This is a genomic window from Sporosarcina luteola (genome assembly GCF_007991495.1).
In the GTDB taxonomy this organism is placed as follows: Bacteria; Bacillota; Bacilli; order Bacillales_A; family Planococcaceae; genus Sporosarcina; species Sporosarcina luteola.
The window spans coordinates 1-15,627 of the sequence record NZ_BJYL01000054.1; the positions used below are offsets into that span (position 1 = coordinate 1).

General features: G+C 45.0%; 17 protein-coding genes. 16 read left to right on the forward strand and 1 reads right to left on the reverse strand.

The features are described 5' to 3' along the window. Nucleotides 1–161 precede the first annotated feature (161 nt). From SLU01_RS16275 to rsmI, 15 genes are all read left to right on the forward strand, one after another. Nucleotides 162–1,370, forward strand: a complete 1,209-nt coding sequence (locus tag SLU01_RS16275; RefSeq protein WP_147060294.1) for a sensor histidine kinase — start codon at nucleotides 162–164, stop codon at nucleotides 1,368–1,370. Beyond that, nucleotides 1,367–2,020: a response regulator gene (locus SLU01_RS16280; protein ID WP_147060296.1), complete on the forward strand. Its 654-nt coding sequence runs from the start codon at nucleotides 1,367–1,369 to the stop codon at nucleotides 2,018–2,020. The genes SLU01_RS16275 and SLU01_RS16280 overlap by 4 nt, the downstream gene beginning before the upstream one ends. A 135-nt stretch (nucleotides 2,021–2,155) precedes the next feature. Next, complete coding sequence (locus SLU01_RS16285; RefSeq protein WP_147060298.1) at nucleotides 2,156–3,088, forward strand: ABC transporter ATP-binding protein; 933 nt, start codon at nucleotides 2,156–2,158, stop codon at nucleotides 3,086–3,088. Between the two features lie 11 nt (nucleotides 3,089–3,099). Continuing rightward, a complete protein-coding gene (locus tag SLU01_RS16290; RefSeq protein ID WP_147060300.1) occupies nucleotides 3,100–4,281 on the forward strand; it encodes an ABC transporter permease in 1,182 nt (393 codons plus the stop codon). 12 nt (nucleotides 4,282–4,293) lie between these two features. Next, complete coding sequence (locus SLU01_RS16295) at nucleotides 4,294–5,442, forward strand: ABC transporter permease (RefSeq protein WP_147060302.1); 1,149 nt, start codon at nucleotides 4,294–4,296, stop codon at nucleotides 5,440–5,442. A 164-nt stretch (nucleotides 5,443–5,606) separates the two neighbouring features. Beyond that, a complete protein-coding gene (locus tag SLU01_RS16300; RefSeq protein ID WP_147060304.1) occupies nucleotides 5,607–7,028 on the forward strand; it encodes an aminotransferase class I/II-fold pyridoxal phosphate-dependent enzyme in 1,422 nt (473 codons plus the stop codon). Nucleotides 7,029–7,046: 18 nt separating this feature from the next. Next, a complete protein-coding gene (tmk, locus tag SLU01_RS16305; protein WP_147060306.1) occupies nucleotides 7,047–7,691 on the forward strand; it encodes a dTMP kinase in 645 nt (214 codons plus the stop codon). Nucleotides 7,692–7,852: 161 nt separating this feature from the next. Further along, nucleotides 7,853–8,182, forward strand: coding sequence for a cyclic di-AMP receptor DarA (darA, locus tag SLU01_RS16310; RefSeq protein WP_147060307.1), 330 nt, complete (start codon nucleotides 7,853–7,855; stop codon nucleotides 8,180–8,182). A 21-nt stretch (nucleotides 8,183–8,203) separates the two neighbouring features. Then, on the forward strand, nucleotides 8,204–8,644 hold the full coding sequence (locus tag SLU01_RS16315) for a YaaR family protein (RefSeq protein ID WP_147060309.1): 441 nt from the start codon (nucleotides 8,204–8,206) through the stop codon (nucleotides 8,642–8,644). Nucleotides 8,645–8,696: 52 nt separating this feature from the next. Then, nucleotides 8,697–9,701 carry a DNA polymerase III subunit delta' gene (holB, locus tag SLU01_RS16320; RefSeq protein WP_147060311.1) on the forward strand — a complete coding sequence of 335 codons (1,005 nt, stop codon included), beginning with the start codon at nucleotides 8,697–8,699 and terminating at the stop codon, nucleotides 9,699–9,701. Then, nucleotides 9,694–10,521, forward strand: a complete 828-nt coding sequence (locus tag SLU01_RS16325) for a PSP1 domain-containing protein (protein ID WP_147060313.1) — start codon at nucleotides 9,694–9,696, stop codon at nucleotides 10,519–10,521. The genes holB and SLU01_RS16325 overlap by 8 nt, the downstream gene beginning before the upstream one ends. Nucleotides 10,522–10,534: 13 nt before the next feature. After that, complete coding sequence (gene yabA / locus SLU01_RS16330) at nucleotides 10,535–10,894, forward strand: DNA replication initiation control protein YabA (RefSeq protein ID WP_147060355.1); 360 nt, start codon at nucleotides 10,535–10,537, stop codon at nucleotides 10,892–10,894. A gap of 61 nt (nucleotides 10,895–10,955) precedes the next feature. After that, nucleotides 10,956–11,705 (forward strand): tRNA1(Val) (adenine(37)-N6)-methyltransferase, encoded by a 750-nt coding sequence (locus SLU01_RS16335; RefSeq protein ID WP_147060315.1) that lies wholly within the window; start codon nucleotides 10,956–10,958, stop codon nucleotides 11,703–11,705. After that, a complete protein-coding gene (locus SLU01_RS16340; RefSeq protein WP_147060318.1) occupies nucleotides 11,689–11,976 on the forward strand; it encodes a GIY-YIG nuclease family protein in 288 nt (95 codons plus the stop codon). Before SLU01_RS16335 ends, SLU01_RS16340 begins: the two co-directional genes overlap by 17 nt. After that, complete coding sequence (gene rsmI, locus SLU01_RS16345) at nucleotides 11,954–12,835, forward strand: 16S rRNA (cytidine(1402)-2'-O)-methyltransferase (protein ID WP_147060320.1); 882 nt, start codon at nucleotides 11,954–11,956, stop codon at nucleotides 12,833–12,835. Before SLU01_RS16340 ends, rsmI begins: the two co-directional genes overlap by 23 nt. A gap of 56 nt (nucleotides 12,836–12,891) precedes the next feature. Here the strand turns inward: rsmI and abrB are convergent, their stop codons facing one another. Beyond that, the gene (abrB, locus tag SLU01_RS16350) at nucleotides 12,892–13,167 is read right to left on the reverse strand and encodes a transition state genes transcriptional regulator AbrB (protein ID WP_147060357.1); all 276 of its coding nucleotides are present in this window, start codon (nucleotides 13,165–13,167) and stop codon (nucleotides 12,892–12,894) included. A gap of 353 nt (nucleotides 13,168–13,520) precedes the next feature. On the opposite strand from abrB, the gene metG reads away from it, so the two are divergent. After that, nucleotides 13,521–15,479 (forward strand): methionine--tRNA ligase, encoded by a 1,959-nt coding sequence (gene metG / locus SLU01_RS16355; protein ID WP_147060322.1) that lies wholly within the window; start codon nucleotides 13,521–13,523, stop codon nucleotides 15,477–15,479. Nucleotides 15,480–15,627: the final 148 nt, after the last annotated feature.

Here is a 15,627-nt window from a genome sequence, read left to right on the forward strand (position 1 = left end):
AATCAGGCATGGTTTTTTCTATGAAATGATGAATCGTCGTGAATGGCAAATCACTTTTCGATATGATGGCATGGAGCCCACAGTTATCATAGACTCCATAACCGGAAAATTCATAATGATAGATGGACCATTGAATTGATTTTTACAAGGGAGGAGCCGCAGTGAAAAGTTTTTCTTTGTTTTTATTCTCTTTAGTCCGCATTGTCATGCTTGTTTTATTAAGTGTTTATTTCCTTCAAATCGCAGACGATGTTGGAGATTGGCGGACGCTTTATATCATGGCTGCGATTCCCATGTTCATTGCCAGTCATTTTATTCAAATGGCAAACGTGCGAGAGAAGACTCGGATTATATGTTCTTCCATCGACTTTATTGTCATTACAGGATTCGGCCTATTATTCTTAGAAAGCGGATATTTGTATTTAATCTTTTTTGGCGTGCTGTTTACGACTGTTTTCATACTGTATAACAATAAAAAAATACTTGGAGTGTTCTCCGGACTCTTCATTGTCGTATGGGTTTTGATTAGCTTACGATTATATTTGCAAACCGGTGTTTTTTCAATTGCAAGCAATATTGTCAATGGGATGTTCGTCGTTTATGGGGCATTTGTTGGAGGGCTAATCCGGAATTCCCGTAGCGCGAAGGAAACGATTTCCATTCAATATGAACAGTTGAATGAATCGCACGTGGCTTTGCAAACTGCACATGACCGTTTACAGGATTATGCGGAACAAGTGGAGCAGTTGACGGCCATTCGGGAGCGGAATGAAATTGCGCGTGAGATTCACGATACGGTTGGGCATAAGATGACAGCATTGGTTGTGCAGCTTCAAGTCGCACGTGAAATGGCAGAGAGGGATCCAGTTAGAACCAAGAACGTACTTGCCGTCTGTGAGCAGTTGACACGGGATTCACTCAATGAGATAAGGGTATCCGTCAGAACATTAAAAGAAGATCAATATAAGGCTTCGTTTCAAGAGGCTTTACAGGAGCTTCTCAGAGAGTTTTCATCTTTGACGCAAATGGAAACGCGACTTGACATGGATGGAGATTCAACCTCCATTCCAGCTTCCTTGAAACCAACGATTAAGCGGATTGTGCAGGAAGGACTGACGAATGCGAAAAAGCATGGAAATGCGAATGAATGCATTGTGGAAATACGTATGGATGCGAACGAAATCCATGTTGCCATAAAAGATGATGGCAAAGGAGAAAAAAACATTACTCCGAACTTCGGATTGATTACTATGAAAGAGCGTGTGGAGGAGCATGAGGGTTCATTTGCAATTCGCAGTGTGGAGGGAGAAGGGTTTGAAATTGCCATTTCCTTTCCGCTTCAACGGCTAACGGCAGGGGGAACGGAATGATAAAGATTATGATTGTCGATGATCAACCATTGGTAAGAGAAGGTTTAAGCACGTTGCTTGGTCTGCGTCCAGAGATTGAAGTCGTCGGCACGGCAATGGACGGGACCGATGCGTTGAATAAAGCATCGCAGCTACTGCCGGATATCGTTTTAATGGATATTCGGATGCCTGGGGTGAATGGTGTTGAAGGAACGAAGCTTTTGAAAGACGCTCTGCCTGATGTCAAGGTATTGATACTCACGACTTTCAATGACAGTGCTTATATTTTTGATGCGCTAGAAGAAGGGGCAAGTGGGTACTTGTTGAAGGATATGCCTACAGATACGATTGTCCAAGCCATCCTCACCGTACATCATGGCGGCGTCGTGCTGCCAAAGGAATTCACGTCTCAAGTACTGACGGAGCTGAGAATGAAAACTCGTAACAGCTCCGCTGAATTGCCGGCAGGTCTTGAGGAATTATCGGATAGGGAAGCAGAAGTGCTAACTCATCTAGGAGAAGGGATGAACAATAAGGAAATAGCGGAGAAATTGTTTATCACGGAAGGGACGGTTAAAAACCACGTTTCCAATGTCATTCAGAAATTGGGGCTTCGCGATCGGACACAAGCGGCAATTTACGCCGTCCGGTATGGCATTACGACATTCTGACGTTACCTTCTGCATAGGGTACATGCAAAAAGGCATATTCATGCCGTTTTTTTCATGCTTTAAAATCTATCGCACGCTTGATGGAAAATCGGTGCTGTCTTCATAAGATGGATAGAGAGAAGGAGGCTTCGGAGAATGCTTACACTTTCGAATGTGAAAAAGAGCTTTGATTCACGGGAAATTATCAAAGGGGTTTCATTGCAAATCGAGAGGGGGGAATCATTCGGTTTGCTCGGCCCGAACGGCGCGGGAAAGTCTACGCTCATTTCGATGATATGCGGACTGATTCCCTATGGAGCGGGGGAGATCCGGATTGACGGAAAAGTGGTCGGCAAACAATTGAAGGAAATCAAACAGATTATTGGCGTCGTGCCGCAAGATATTGCGCTTTACCCATCGATGTCGGCCATGGATAATCTTCTGTTTTGGGGGAAGATGTACGGCCTTTCGGGGAAAGCAGCTAAAATACGTGCGCAGGAAGTGCTTGAAATTGTCGGGTTGGCGGATCGTGCAAAAGGTCGAATTGAGACTTTTTCAGGAGGGATGAAAAGGCGGATCAATATCGGTGCCGCGCTTATGCATAGACCGCAACTGCTTATTATGGACGAACCGACAGTCGGCATCGACCCGCAGTCGCGGAATCATATACTGGAGACGGTTAAATCTTTGAATGAGCAAGGGATGACGGTCATTTACACGAGCCACTATATGGAAGAGGTCGAGTACCTTTGCAAACGGATTGCCATTATTGACGAAGGGAAGCTGATTGCGAGCGGCACGAAAAAGGACTTAAGCAACCGGTTGGCAGGCGGGACTGTTCTGAAGCTGACGGTCGATTCACTACACCCTTTATTCATTGAAGAGTTAAAGACACTGAACAGCGTCGAAAAAGTGATCGTCAAGCCGGGTGAGGAAATCGATGTGCATTTGCATTCGAAAATGGAAATGGTGGCGGAGGTAATTTTACTTGCGAGCCGCTCTGGCATTCATATCCACAATATGCAACTCCAAGAGGCCAATTTGGAAACGTTATTTTTACAATTGACGGGACGGACATTGCGTGAGTAGGAGGAATTCGGATGAAAAGCCTATTGATAGCCGTTAAAGATGCGAAAATCCATTTGAAAGACCGGAAAGCCATTCTTATGATGATTCTCATGCCAATTTTGCTAACCGCTATTTTAGGCTCTGCCTTAAAAGGGGTGATGGGTGGTGGGAGTATGCCTGAAACAGTTTTAGGTGTTTATTCGCCTGAATCCAATGCGATGACTGAAAACATTATTCAAACGCTAGAAGCAGAGGGGCTCGCCATTACCGTCGAACGAGCGGGAACGGAGAAGCAACTGATGGATTGGATGGAGAAAAAAGAAGTTCATGTCGGATTGGTATTGCCGGAAGGCTGGGGGGTTGATACTGACCGAGCTGTCATCATACCTATCATTGGCCAGGAATCATCGTCGCTGATCATTCAGCAGATGATTGAAACGTTCGCCCAAATGTCTCAGACAATCGAGCACGCCACAAAGACCGTGATGACGGAGGCTGCTGTCATGTCTGCGAACGGAGCCGAAATCGATATGGCAACCATACAGTATGAACTGGCGGAGTCGGTTGAGAAGGTAGTGAATGAACAAAAAATATATGTAATTGAACCGGCAAAGGAAGAATCCGTGAGTTCTATGCAGTATTACGCTGCGGCCATGGCGGCTATGTTCCTATTGTTCAATGCGATGGTAGGTGCAAAGTCCTTCCATCAAGAGCGGAAAACTGAAACGTTGTCGCGATTGATGATGACACCGACTTCTGGTCATTCGATTTTAGCGGGTAAATTCATCGGTACGTTCCTGTTTGCATGGGTTCAATTTTTGTTTTTCATGGGGGCTACGCATTACTTGTTGCAGGTCGACTGGGGATCTTCCAACCTGCAAGTCTTCTTCATCACTTTCTTTTACAGCTTTGCAGTCGCAGGATTGTCCATGATTGTTGCAGCTTTTACAACGGATGAGAAAATGGCGGATGTCGTCGGAAGTATGGGTGTTCAAGTTCTCGCCTTGCTCGGCGGCTCGATGTTGCCTCTCGCTGTTTTCCCCGAAGCATTGCGGAAGATCGCGATGCTGACACCGAATTCATGGGCATTAACAAGCTTTACATCAATCATGACTGGGACAGATTGGTCTGCCTTATGGCTGCCGGCAATTGTATTATTTGGCGTAGGGATTTTATCTATTTTCATAAGTTCTTTCAGGCTTAGGGCTGTATAGGAGGAATGCACAATGAAGAAGGTCATAACGATTTGCCTGTTTGAAATAAAACGGACGTTCAAGAAGAAATCAGCATATGTCATCATGCTCGGCATGCCGCTTTTATTCACATTTCTTTTCGGTACTCTCTTTGGTTCAGATGCTGAAGTATCGTTTCAGATTGCGTTGGTTGATGAAGAACAAACTGCTGTCTCCCAACATATTGTGCAACGCCTTATGTTAGATGAGATGATTTCTTATAACATCGTTTCTGGCCATGAGGCGAAGGAGGCATTAGCGAATCACGAGGTACAAGGTATAGTGATGCTCGAAAAGGGGATTGCAGAAAAGCTTCGAAACGGTGAGCCTGCAGTCCGTTTTCAGCATCCACCGGGCATGTCGACTGCGCCTCTTGTTAAACAGCAAGTTAACCAGGTTTTATATAGCATCGACGTCTACGCTACAGCGGCTACTGTAGGAAGTGGATATCTAAACGAGGATTGGGAAACCGTCTACGGGAAGCTCAGTAAGAATGAAGGACAGATACAAGTATGGACTGAACAAAGAACAAGCGGCTCTGCTGGAAATCCGATGATGGGCGTATCTTACAGTTCAGCAGGGTTTTCTATCATGTTCGTTATGATGATGATGCTGACAATGACGGGAGCGCTGATTGAAGCAAGACAGGCGGGTATTTGGTCAAGACTGTTCACAACGCCTGTCACGCGTTACCAAGTGCTGTTCGGCTATTTCCTATCTTTCTTCATTGTCGGGTGGATCCAGTTTTTTCTGCTGATTGTACTATCCACCGTGTTATTCGGTGTCAACTGGGGGTCCCCGGGAGGGTTGCTGCTCTTAATTACGACATTGCTGCTTTGTGTTGTCGGTCTTGGCATGGCTATCGCAAGCCTTGTGAAAACAGCGGAGCAGCAAAACGCAATCGGAACATTGGTCATCATCTCCACATGCATGCTTGGCGGCGTCTATTGGCCGATCAGCCTGGTGCCGGACATCATGCAGAAAATCGCTAATTTCGTCCCGCAAACATGGGCCATGGAGGCATTTACGACTTTGATTGCAGAGAGCGGCAATGTGGGAGATATACTGCTGCCGATAGCTGTTTTATTCGGATTTGCAATCGTGTTCCTATCTGTTGGATTATCGAGAATGAAATATGCGTGACGGCGAGCAGTATCCCCGTCGCGCTTTTTTATGTTTATTCGTTTATTCTATGAATCGCTTATTTTTTCCCCACGAACTAAAAAAGCAAACTCCTATAGTTAATGATTATCATCTTGCCCTCCTTCCTCTATAATAGGTAATACATAAAGGAAGTGGATCTCAAAATGAACCAAAATAAGCGCCCGCTCGTAGAGGCGTTACAATATTTCAACGAACAGACCCCGGTTTCATTTCACGTGCCGGGGCATAAGCATGGCCTGCTTTCCAATTTACCGACATGGATGAAACAGGCTCTGACATACGATTTTACCGAGCTGACAGGATTAGATGATCTCCATGAAGCGGAGGAGGTCATTTACGAAGCGGAAAGTCTATTGTCCTCCCTTTACCGGTCAAATAGAAGCTTTTTCCTCGTCAACGGCTCTACGGTCGGCAACTTGGCGATGATCTATGCCGCTTGCCAGGCCGATGATACAGTAATCGTCCAGCGCAACGCCCATAAATCGGTGTTCCATGCAATCGAATTGACGGGAGCCCGTCCAGTACTGCTCAGCCCTCCGTGGGACGCGCCTACCCGTTCTCCGGGCTTACTTACGCGAGAACATGTAGAAGAAGCACTCGATGCATACCCGCATGCGAAGGCCGTCATTCTGACATACCCTACCTATTATGGGGTGGCAGGTGGGGGGCTTCAGGAAATCATTGAATTAAGCCATTCCCGTTCCGTCCCCGTCTTGGTCGACGAAGCGCATGGCGCGCATTTCGTCGTTGGAGAACCGTTTCCGCGCTCAGCGATCGAAATGGGGGCGGACGTCGTCGTACATTCAGCGCATAAGACGTTGCCTGCCATGACGATGGGGTCTTTTCTTCACATCCGTTCGCAACTTATTTCCGAAAAGAAAATCGCACATTATTTACAAATGCTGCAATCCAGCAGTCCATCATATCTAATTATGGCCTCGCTAGATGACGCGAGGGCTTACGCGGCAACTTATAAGGATAGCGACAAATATAGATTCAACGAACTACGCACTTCATTCATTCAGAATTTGAAGGAACTTAACCGTCTGGAAGTCGTGGAAACCAACGATCCTTTAAAGCTGTTACTACGTGCCCGGGGCCATTCCGGCTTCGCATTGCAAGCAGCTCTTGAATCAGAAGGGATTTACGCGGAACTCGCGGATCCGTACCAAGTATTATTCATACTACCGTTATGGAATGAACAATCTACCCCTCCACTAAAGGAGTGGAAGGAAAAAATGGTTGCGGCTATGTCAACATTGGGTAAAGTAGAGGATAATCCCATTTCCTCCGACATGGACACATGGCCAACTGGAATTTCCACGCTTGCACATCCGCCATCCGAGTTGGCTGAGATGGAAACAGAGTGGGTGTCATTAGAAGCGGCTGAAGGGCGTGTCGCCGCAGCCTCTTTGACCCCTTATCCTCCAGGCATCCCGTTGCTAATTAAAGGCGAAAGGATTATGGCGAACCATACCGAGACATTATCTACATTAATAAAGTCAGGAGCAAGATTTCAAGGAGCCATTCGCCTTGCTCAAAAAGAACTATTCGTATTGAAATGAAGGTTGGAGGAATCAAACATGTCAAAAGGGAAATTTATCACATTTGAAGGTCCTGAAGGTGCAGGAAAAACAACTGTGATTGCAGAAATCTATAAGAGAATGCAAAAAGAAGGAATAGAAGGCATTCTAACCCGTGAGCCGGGCGGCATCCGCATATCGGAAAAAATCCGGGAAGTCATACATGACAATGAATACAAGGAAATGGACGGCATGACAGAAGCACTTCTTTACGCCGCGGCACGCAGACAGCACCTCGTCGAAAGAGTCCTCCCGGCGCTCAATGAAGGTAAAATCGTCCTTTGCGACCGCTTCATCGACAGCTCACTCGCCTACCAAGGCTATGCAAGAGGGCTTGGCATGGAAGATGTCATGACGATCAACTCATTCGCCATTGGGGAAACAATGCCCGATGTAACCATCTTCTTCAACATCACGCCCGAAGAAGGCCTTCAGCGAATTGCAAAAAGCGGAGCCCGAGAGCAAAACCGTCTCGACAATGAAACATTACAATTCCATCAAAAAGTCTACGAAGGTTACAAATTACTGCTCGAACAATACCCAAACCGCATCATCAGCACAGACGCAACACTCCCATTATCAGAAGTAACTGAAAATGTTTGGAAAATTATAAGTTCTCAACTCATTTCTCAAGAGAATTCGTGATATAATAAACTAAAGCGGAGGATGGCGGTTAGAGGCGACAGGCATAAGGCGAAGATGTGAAGTGGCGGCCTTTGCCACGCAACAGCTTTGACTTATGACCCGAGCCTCTGCCATCCGGAGCTGGATGAATAAACTATATAAAGCCAAAAGGAGAGGGTACCGTGAAATTGATAGTGGCAGTTGTACAGGACCAGGACAGCAACCGTTTATCGGCAGCATTAACGAAAAATGACTTCCGGGCTACCAAATTAGCCAGTACAGGAGGGTTTCTACGGTCGGGAAACACGACATTCCTTATCGGAACGGATGACAGCCTCATCCCAAAAGCTTTGGAACTAATCCGTGAAAATTGTCGATCACGGGATCAAATGGTAGCACCCGTCTCACCAATGGGCGGCAATGCTGATTCCTATATCCCCTATCCAGTCGAAGTGGAAGTTGGCGGAGCCACAGTATTTGTCTTGCCAATCGAACAATTTCATCACTTCTGATGAAATGAGGTGACGTTAGTAATGAAAGTTAATGGAGAACATCGGACCGGGCTCGATAAGCTGCGGAACGACCCTTTACGCTCCCCGCAAGCAAATGCCCGGTTCGGTCAAATGGTTCTCAAGCAAGAAGAAAAATTGCACGGTGAACAGATCACCAGACTCCTTGGAGACATTTCCTCAGCAGGAGATCGGTTAGCCCGTTCAAGGAATCTACGGGACATGGCAAAATTTAAAATGCTTGTCCGACGTTTCCTTCAAGAGGCAGTCGACTCCGGAATGGGATTGAAGCAATCGCATACGTGGAACCAATACGGTGAAGGACGACGATTGAAAATCGTCCAAACGATTGACGAAAAGCTTATTGAATTGGCGGAAGCCTTGTTGAATGACGAGCAGTCATCCGTCGAACTATTAGGGAAAATCGGAGAAATCAAAGGACTTCTCATTAATCTATATATGTGACCCGTGTTTTTTTATTTCAAAAACACGGTTTTTTCAGCAGGGAGGCACAGGCATGGAACAAATGGTAAATGACATCAAGCAACGTCAAAAGGCAGTCATCGAACGACTGGAGGCGACCTATCGCAACAACCGGCTTGGCCATGCCTATCTTTTCGATGGAGAAACAGGTACCGGCAAGGAAGCAGCGGCCACCCATTTCGCGAAATTGTTGCTTTGCGAACAACCAGTCAATGCTGTTCCATGTGAAACATGTCATAACTGCAGAAGGGTAGAATCAAGGACGCATCCGAACATAACCATGATTGAGCCAGACGGACAAGACATTAAAAAAGAACAGATGTCATCCTTGATCATGCGAATGACGAAAAAGGGTTATGAACCTGGGCGTAAAATCTATATCATTTCCAGAGCAGAACGGATGAATATAGCAGCGGCCAACACGTTGCTGAAGTTCCTGGAAGAGCCTGAAGGTGAAGTGACGGCAATCCTATTGACCAGTTCCTATCAGTCTATCTTGCCGACAATCCAATCTCGATGCCAGCGCATCACGTTCCTTCCACCTAGACGGGAAGAAATGATTGCAACATTGGTAGATGGTGGAATCACTGCATCCATGGCAGCGACAGTTACGATGATGACTGCGGATGTCGAACAAGCAAGATTACTTGCGGGAAATGATCAATTTGCACACATGCGAAAAACAGTGTTAAAATTAATAGAAGCATCAGATCGCAATGTAAATGAAGCGCTTCTATTCATCCAATCGGAATGGATTCCGGCAATGAAAGAGAAGGAAGATATGGAACGTGGTCTTGACTTGCTTCTCTATGCATACCGTGATATCGTTTCGATGAAAGCGGGATTGCAATCGGAAATGACATTTCCCGATCAGCAGCAAATCTTCCGTGGACTTTCAATGAAGATGACATATAGCCGTTTATCGGCCAATATGGAAGCGGTTCTACAGGCGAAGAAAAAACTGTACGGCAATATGAACCGTACGCTTTTAATGGAACAACTGGTGCTCAAGTTGCAGGAGGGGTTAATGCTTGTATAATGTTGTAGGTGTCCGCTTTAAAAAAGCGGGTAAAATATATTATTTCGATCCCCTCGACTACCCGCTCGACGTTGGAGACTATGTCATCGTCGAAACGGCAAGGGGAATTGAATATGGAAAAGTCGCTAGCCCTGTGAGGGAAGTTGACGAGAACGATGTCGTCTTGCCACTTAAGAAAATCATCCGCAAGGCATTAGAGGAAGACCAAATCCAAGTGGATGAGAACAGGACGGATGCTGAACAGGCTTTCGGCAAATGCGCAGAAAAAATACGGGAACATGAGCTGGATATGAAGCTCGTCGATGTGGAATATACATTTGATCGAAATAAGATCGTCTTCTATTTCACTGCGGAAGGTCGGGTCGATTTCCGAAACCTTGTAAAGGATCTCGCTGCCATTTTCCGTACACGTATCGAATTGCGACAAATCGGTGTCCGAGATGAGGCAAAAATGCTTGGAGGAATTGGTCCGTGCGGTAGAATGCTCTGTTGCTCAACGTTCCTCGGTGACTTTGAACCTGTGTCCATCAAGATGGCGAAAGATCAAAACCTTTCACTGAACCCATCGAAGATTTCCGGGTTATGCGGCCGTCTAATGTGCTGCCTGAAGTACGAAAATGATGAATACGAAGAGGCGAAATCACTCATGCCTGATGTCGGCGAGAGGGTTCAAACTCCTGAAGGACCTGGGAAAGTGGTCGGCTTGAACTTACTTGAAAGAATTCTACAAGTAAGCTTGGCAGATCAGGAGCAAGTCTTGGAATATTCATGGGAAGAAATAGAGAGTCGAAAAAACTCGGAAGCTCAATTGACGAAATGATGGGGTGAACAAGTTGAAAGAAGGGAACTTTCTCGACAGGGTAATGGAATTTGAGCAGCAGCTCGAATCCATGCATGAGCAATTCCGGGAACTTATTGGATTTGTAGCGAAGATGACGGAAGAGAACCACTCACTTCAACTCGAAAACCATCATCTCCGGACAAGGCTCGAAGAATTAAGTGAGACTACTCAACCATTGAACGAACAACAGCCGGCTGAAAAGCCCCGTAGAGTCGATATCGGCGAAGGGGTGGACAACCTGGCCCGTATATATAATGAAGGATATCATGTCTGCAATGTCCATTATGGCAGCAGCCGTAAAGGGGAAGATTGCTTGTTTTGCCTATCCTTCCTGAGTAAACAAAATGCTTGAAATGAGCCGATCCTATATTGTGTAGGCATCGGCTTTTTTCTATGGATTGAAGGAGCCGAGTATGGAAAATTTATTAAAAGAAGATGAAAGACTGGATTATCTGTTGGCGGAAAGCTTGCGAATCATTCAAAGCCCTTCCGTGTTTTCCTTTTCGCTCGATGCCGTCCTGCTTGCGAAATTTGCCTATGTACCGATCCGTTCGGGGAAGATTGTCGATTTATGTGCGGGTAACGGAGCAATCCCTCTTTTTCTAAGTGCACGGACAGATGCGGACATTGTGGCTGTTGAGCTGCAGGAGCGACTTGCGGATATGGCTGTAAGAAGTGTCGGCTACAATGGGCTAAACGACAGAATCCACATTGTAAATGATGATGTTATCGGAATTGCCGCCAAAATCGGCTATGAAAAGTATGATACGGTCACATGCAATCCACCTTATTTTCCCGCGATCGAAGCGAGTGAAAAAAACATAAAGGAACATGTCGCCATTGCCCGGCATGAAATCCGTCTGAACCTTGAACAAGCTGTCCAATCCGCAAGCGAACTATTGAAGCAAGGAGGAAAGGCGGCATTTGTCCATCGTCCCGGCAGGCTCCTGGATATTGTGACAGCCATGCGCGCAAACCGTCTAGAGCCAAAAAGAATCCGCTTCGTTTATCCAAAAGAAGGGAAAGAGGCGAATACATTACTAATTGAAGGCATCAAGGATGGCAAGCCGGATTTAAAAATCCTGCCGCCATTATACGTCTATGATACAAATGGAGAATATACGGAAGAAGTGAGGCTTCTATTATATGGACAAGACGAATGAGCATCTTTTCTATGTCTTGGAATGTAATGATGGCTCCTACTACGCGGGTTATACAAATGATTTAGAAAAGCGGATCCGTGTTCATAATGATGGGAAAGGGGCTAAATATACACGAGCCAAGCTACCCGTCCATTGCATTTACAAGGAAGGCTTCGAAACAAAACGCGAAGCGATGCAAGCGGAATATCAGTTCAAGCAATTGACCCGAAGTGCAAAAGAACGCTATATGAAGAAGGGACAAGGTTCGAATGAAATCACAAAGAAGTGCTGAAATAGGCAGTCCAAAATTATTTTTGGTAGGTACACCGATCGGAAATTTGGAGGATATGACGTTCAGGGCAATCCGAGTACTGCAAGAGGCGGATATGATTGCAGCGGAAGATACAAGGAATACAATCAAGCTATGCAACCATTTCGATATTAAAACGCCACTCATCAGCTATCATGAACATAATCTTGAAAAAGGCGGGGACAAGATCCTTTCTTTACTGGCAGAAGGTAAAACGGTTGCTTTAGTAAGTGATGCGGGCATGCCTTGCATATCCGATCCAGGGTACGATATTTCGGTAAAAGCAATTGAAGAAGGATTCGATGTCGTGCCTATTCCAGGGGCCAACGCGGCAATCAGCGCTTTGGTTGCGTCCGGATTGCAGACACAGCCGTTTTCCTTTTTTGGATTTCTTTCAAGGCAGAAAAAAGAACGGAATGAGGAGTTGCGAAAACTGAAGATGAAGGAAGAGACCTTGATCTTTTACGAAGCGCCTCATCGCCTGAAGGAAACGGTCCGCGCATTAGCAGAGGCATTTGGCAAAACGCGAAAAGTTGTGCTGGCAAGGGAATTGACAAAGAGGTATGAAGAATTTCTTCGGGGAACGCTAGGCGGAGCTGTGACCTGGGTGGAATCCAATGAGATTCGAGGGGAATTCTGTATTATCTTGGAAGGCAATGATCATGCGAATGAGGAAGAACAGGATTGCTGGTGGAAAGATATTAGCATTACGTCACACGTTGAACTGTTGATGGAAAAAGAAAACATTTCATCCAAGGAAGCAATCCGGTTAGTTGCATCGGAACGCGGATTGGCGAAACGGGATGTATATCAGGAGTACCATGTGAATGAAAACAAATAAAAAAAGTCCAGAACGGTAAGACGTTCTGGATGCAAATTATTATTGTAAGGATAATATTAATTCATTTTTTCTTCGATTTCTTTAATAAGTTGTTTCGCGCCATCTTGGCTTAAAATCAACTTTCCATCAATAAGGCGCAAGTTATCATCAGATACTTCCCCAGTAATGGAGCATGTCATATTAGGCATATATTTTTTCAAAACAATTTTATCTTCGTCAACATAAATTTCCAAAGCATCTTTTTGTTCAATACCAAGCGTACGACGTAGCTCGATTGGAATGACAACGCGTCCTAACTCGTCAACTTTTCTAACAATTCCGGTAGACTTCATGACAAGAATTCCCCCTAAACGATATAAATTTTCGTCAAATTTCGACATAATTCTCTTGTCTATTTAACATCATACCAAGTCTTCCATTTTCCGTCAATGAAACTAGCTTAACGTTATTTCTGGCATAATAGATTTAATGATATACTAAATAGCATAACTTTTATTAGTATAGTTTAAAGTGTACGGTATTTATAAAGTTATTTGAAGAAGAAAGTAATTATTGAAATCAACAAAGTACTTTCTATGAAACTTGTATGACGAGGCTTGAAAATTTATTCGCTCTGTCTACATAGCACTTTTGTTGAATTTTAGATAATATGGTTAGTATAGATTGAAACAATGGAGGTATTTTCGTGGCAGAACAGCAAAAAACGTTTTATATTACGACTCCGATTTATTATCCAAGCGGTAAATTTCATATTGGCACAGCGTATACAACTGTGGCATCGGACGCAATGGCGCGCTATAAACGACTACGTGGATTCGATGTGCGTTTCTTGACGGGAATGGACGAGCATGGACAAAAGATCCAGGAAAAAGCGGAAGAGGAAGGCCTGCCACCACAAAAGTATGTGGACGGCATCGCAGATATCGCTATTAAGCTCTGGAAGCTTATGGATATCTCTTACGATGACCTGATTAGGACAACAGAAGAACGGCATAAAACAGCTGTCGAAAAGATTTTCAAGAAATTCCTAGATAATGGAGACATTTACAAAGGTGAATATGAAGGTTGGAAATGTGTTCCGTGCGAATCGTATTTTACAGAGGCGCAGCTGGAAGATGGAAATTGTCCAGACTGTCATCGCCCGGTCCAAAGAGTTTCGGAAGAATCGTATTTCTTCAATATGAAGAAGTATGCGGATAGACTTTTACAGTTTTACGAAGACAACCCGACTTTCATCGAACCGGAGTCCCGTAAAAATGAAATGATCAATAACTTCATTAAACCGGGCCTTGAAGATTTATCCGTATCCCGTATGTCATTCGACTGGGGGATTAAAGTTCCCGGGGACCCGAAACATGTCATCTACGTGTGGGTCGATGCGTTGACGAACTATATTACGGCGCTTGGATACGGATCTGATGATGATACGTTATTCAAAAAATACTGGCCTGCTGATGTCCATGTCGTCGGAAAGGATATTGTCCGTTTCCATACGATCTATTGGCCGATCTTCCTCATGGCTCTCGATCTTCCATTACCGAAGAAAGTATTCGCACACGGTTTCATTATGATGAAGGACGGAAAAATGTCGAAATCCAAAGGCAATGTCGTTTACCCTGAAATGCTTGTCGAACGCTATGGACTTGACGCGACACGCTATTTCCTTCTACGAGAACTTCCATTTGGACAGGACGGCACGTTTTCACCGGAATCATTCGTAGAACGCACAAATTATGACTTGGCCAATGACCTCGGCAACCTGTTAAACCGCACCGTTTCCATGATCAATAAATATTTCGACGGCGTCATTCCGACACAAGGACTGGAACCGACGGAGTTTGACTCCACATTGCGGGACTTTACAGCGACAGCAATCGAGAAATATGAAGTTGCAATGGAAAAGATGCAATTCAGTGTTGTTCTTTCCGAATTATGGTCCATCATTTCCCGTACGAATAAATATATCGATGAAACATCCCCTTGGGTCCTCGCAAAAGACGAGGCGGATAAAGGGAAATTGGCTTCCGTCATGGGGCATCTTGCAGCTTCGCTTCGACAAATTGCGGTTTTATCACAACCGTTCATGACGAAATCACCGATTCAAATCATCGAACAGCTTGGCTTAGATGAATCATTGCTTGCATGGGATACATTAGGCAATTTTGAAGCAATTCCTGAAGGGACGAAAGTAGTCGAAAAAGGTGTTCCGATCTTCCCACGCCTTGATCCTGAAGTGGAAATTGTCTATATTCGTGACCAAATGGCTGTTACAGCTCCGAAAGAACAAAAGGAGGAGCCGGTTGAGAAAGTAAAAGAAGTCGATGAAATCACAATCGATGACTTCATGAAAGTAGACTTGCGGGTCGCTACCGTTACGGCTTGTGAGCAAATCCCGAAAGCAGATAAATTGCTGAAGCTTCAAGTAGACATGGGCTATGAGCAGCGACAAGTCGTCTCAGGTATCGCCGAGCACTACAAACCTGAAGAATTAGTAGGGCAAAAAGTGATTGTGGTTGCAAACTTGAAACCCGTCAAGCTGCGCGGTGAATTATCTCAAGGAATGATATTAGCCGGCCAATCCGACGGAATCCTAAAACTGGCAACAGTCGACCCTTCGTTGGAAAACGGTGCAAAAGTGAAGTGATTAAAAGGGGGACGGTGTTTCTAAAGAGACGCCGTCTTTGTCATCGTCTAGACTCAGGGTAGATGACCGATACCCTCCGCTTTTATTTTTAACTAGTTTGTCATCAGTTTGTAACGAATGTAACAAGTCGTTGAAATAGAATGAATCT

What these genes read in the sequence shown, in the direction of transcription:
- SLU01_RS16280 (WP_147060296.1), top strand. Translation starts at nt 1,367, where the DNA reads ATGATAAAGATTATGATTGTCGATGATCAACCATTGGTAAGAGAAGGT.
- SLU01_RS16285 (WP_147060298.1), top strand. Translation starts at nt 2,156, where the DNA reads ATGCTTACACTTTCGAATGTGAAAAAGAGCTTTGATTCACGGGAAATT.
- SLU01_RS16290 (WP_147060300.1), top strand. Translation starts at nt 3,100, where the DNA reads ATGAAAAGCCTATTGATAGCCGTTAAAGATGCGAAAATCCATTTGAAA.
- SLU01_RS16295 (WP_147060302.1), top strand. Translation starts at nt 4,294, where the DNA reads ATGAAGAAGGTCATAACGATTTGCCTGTTTGAAATAAAACGGACGTTC.
- SLU01_RS16300 (WP_147060304.1), top strand. Translation starts at nt 5,607, where the DNA reads ATGAACCAAAATAAGCGCCCGCTCGTAGAGGCGTTACAATATTTCAAC.
- tmk (WP_147060306.1), top strand. Translation starts at nt 7,047, where the DNA reads ATGTCAAAAGGGAAATTTATCACATTTGAAGGTCCTGAAGGTGCAGGA.
- SLU01_RS16315 (WP_147060309.1), top strand. Translation starts at nt 8,204, where the DNA reads ATGAAAGTTAATGGAGAACATCGGACCGGGCTCGATAAGCTGCGGAAC.
- holB (WP_147060311.1), top strand. Translation starts at nt 8,697, where the DNA reads ATGGAACAAATGGTAAATGACATCAAGCAACGTCAAAAGGCAGTCATC.
- SLU01_RS16335 (WP_147060315.1), top strand. Translation starts at nt 10,956, where the DNA reads ATGGAAAATTTATTAAAAGAAGATGAAAGACTGGATTATCTGTTGGCG.
- SLU01_RS16340 (WP_147060318.1), top strand. Translation starts at nt 11,689, where the DNA reads ATGGACAAGACGAATGAGCATCTTTTCTATGTCTTGGAATGTAATGAT.
- rsmI (WP_147060320.1), top strand. Translation starts at nt 11,954, where the DNA reads ATGAAATCACAAAGAAGTGCTGAAATAGGCAGTCCAAAATTATTTTTG.
- abrB (WP_147060357.1), bottom strand. Translation starts at nt 13,167, where the DNA reads ATGAAGTCTACCGGAATTGTTAGAAAAGTTGACGAGTTAGGACGCGTT.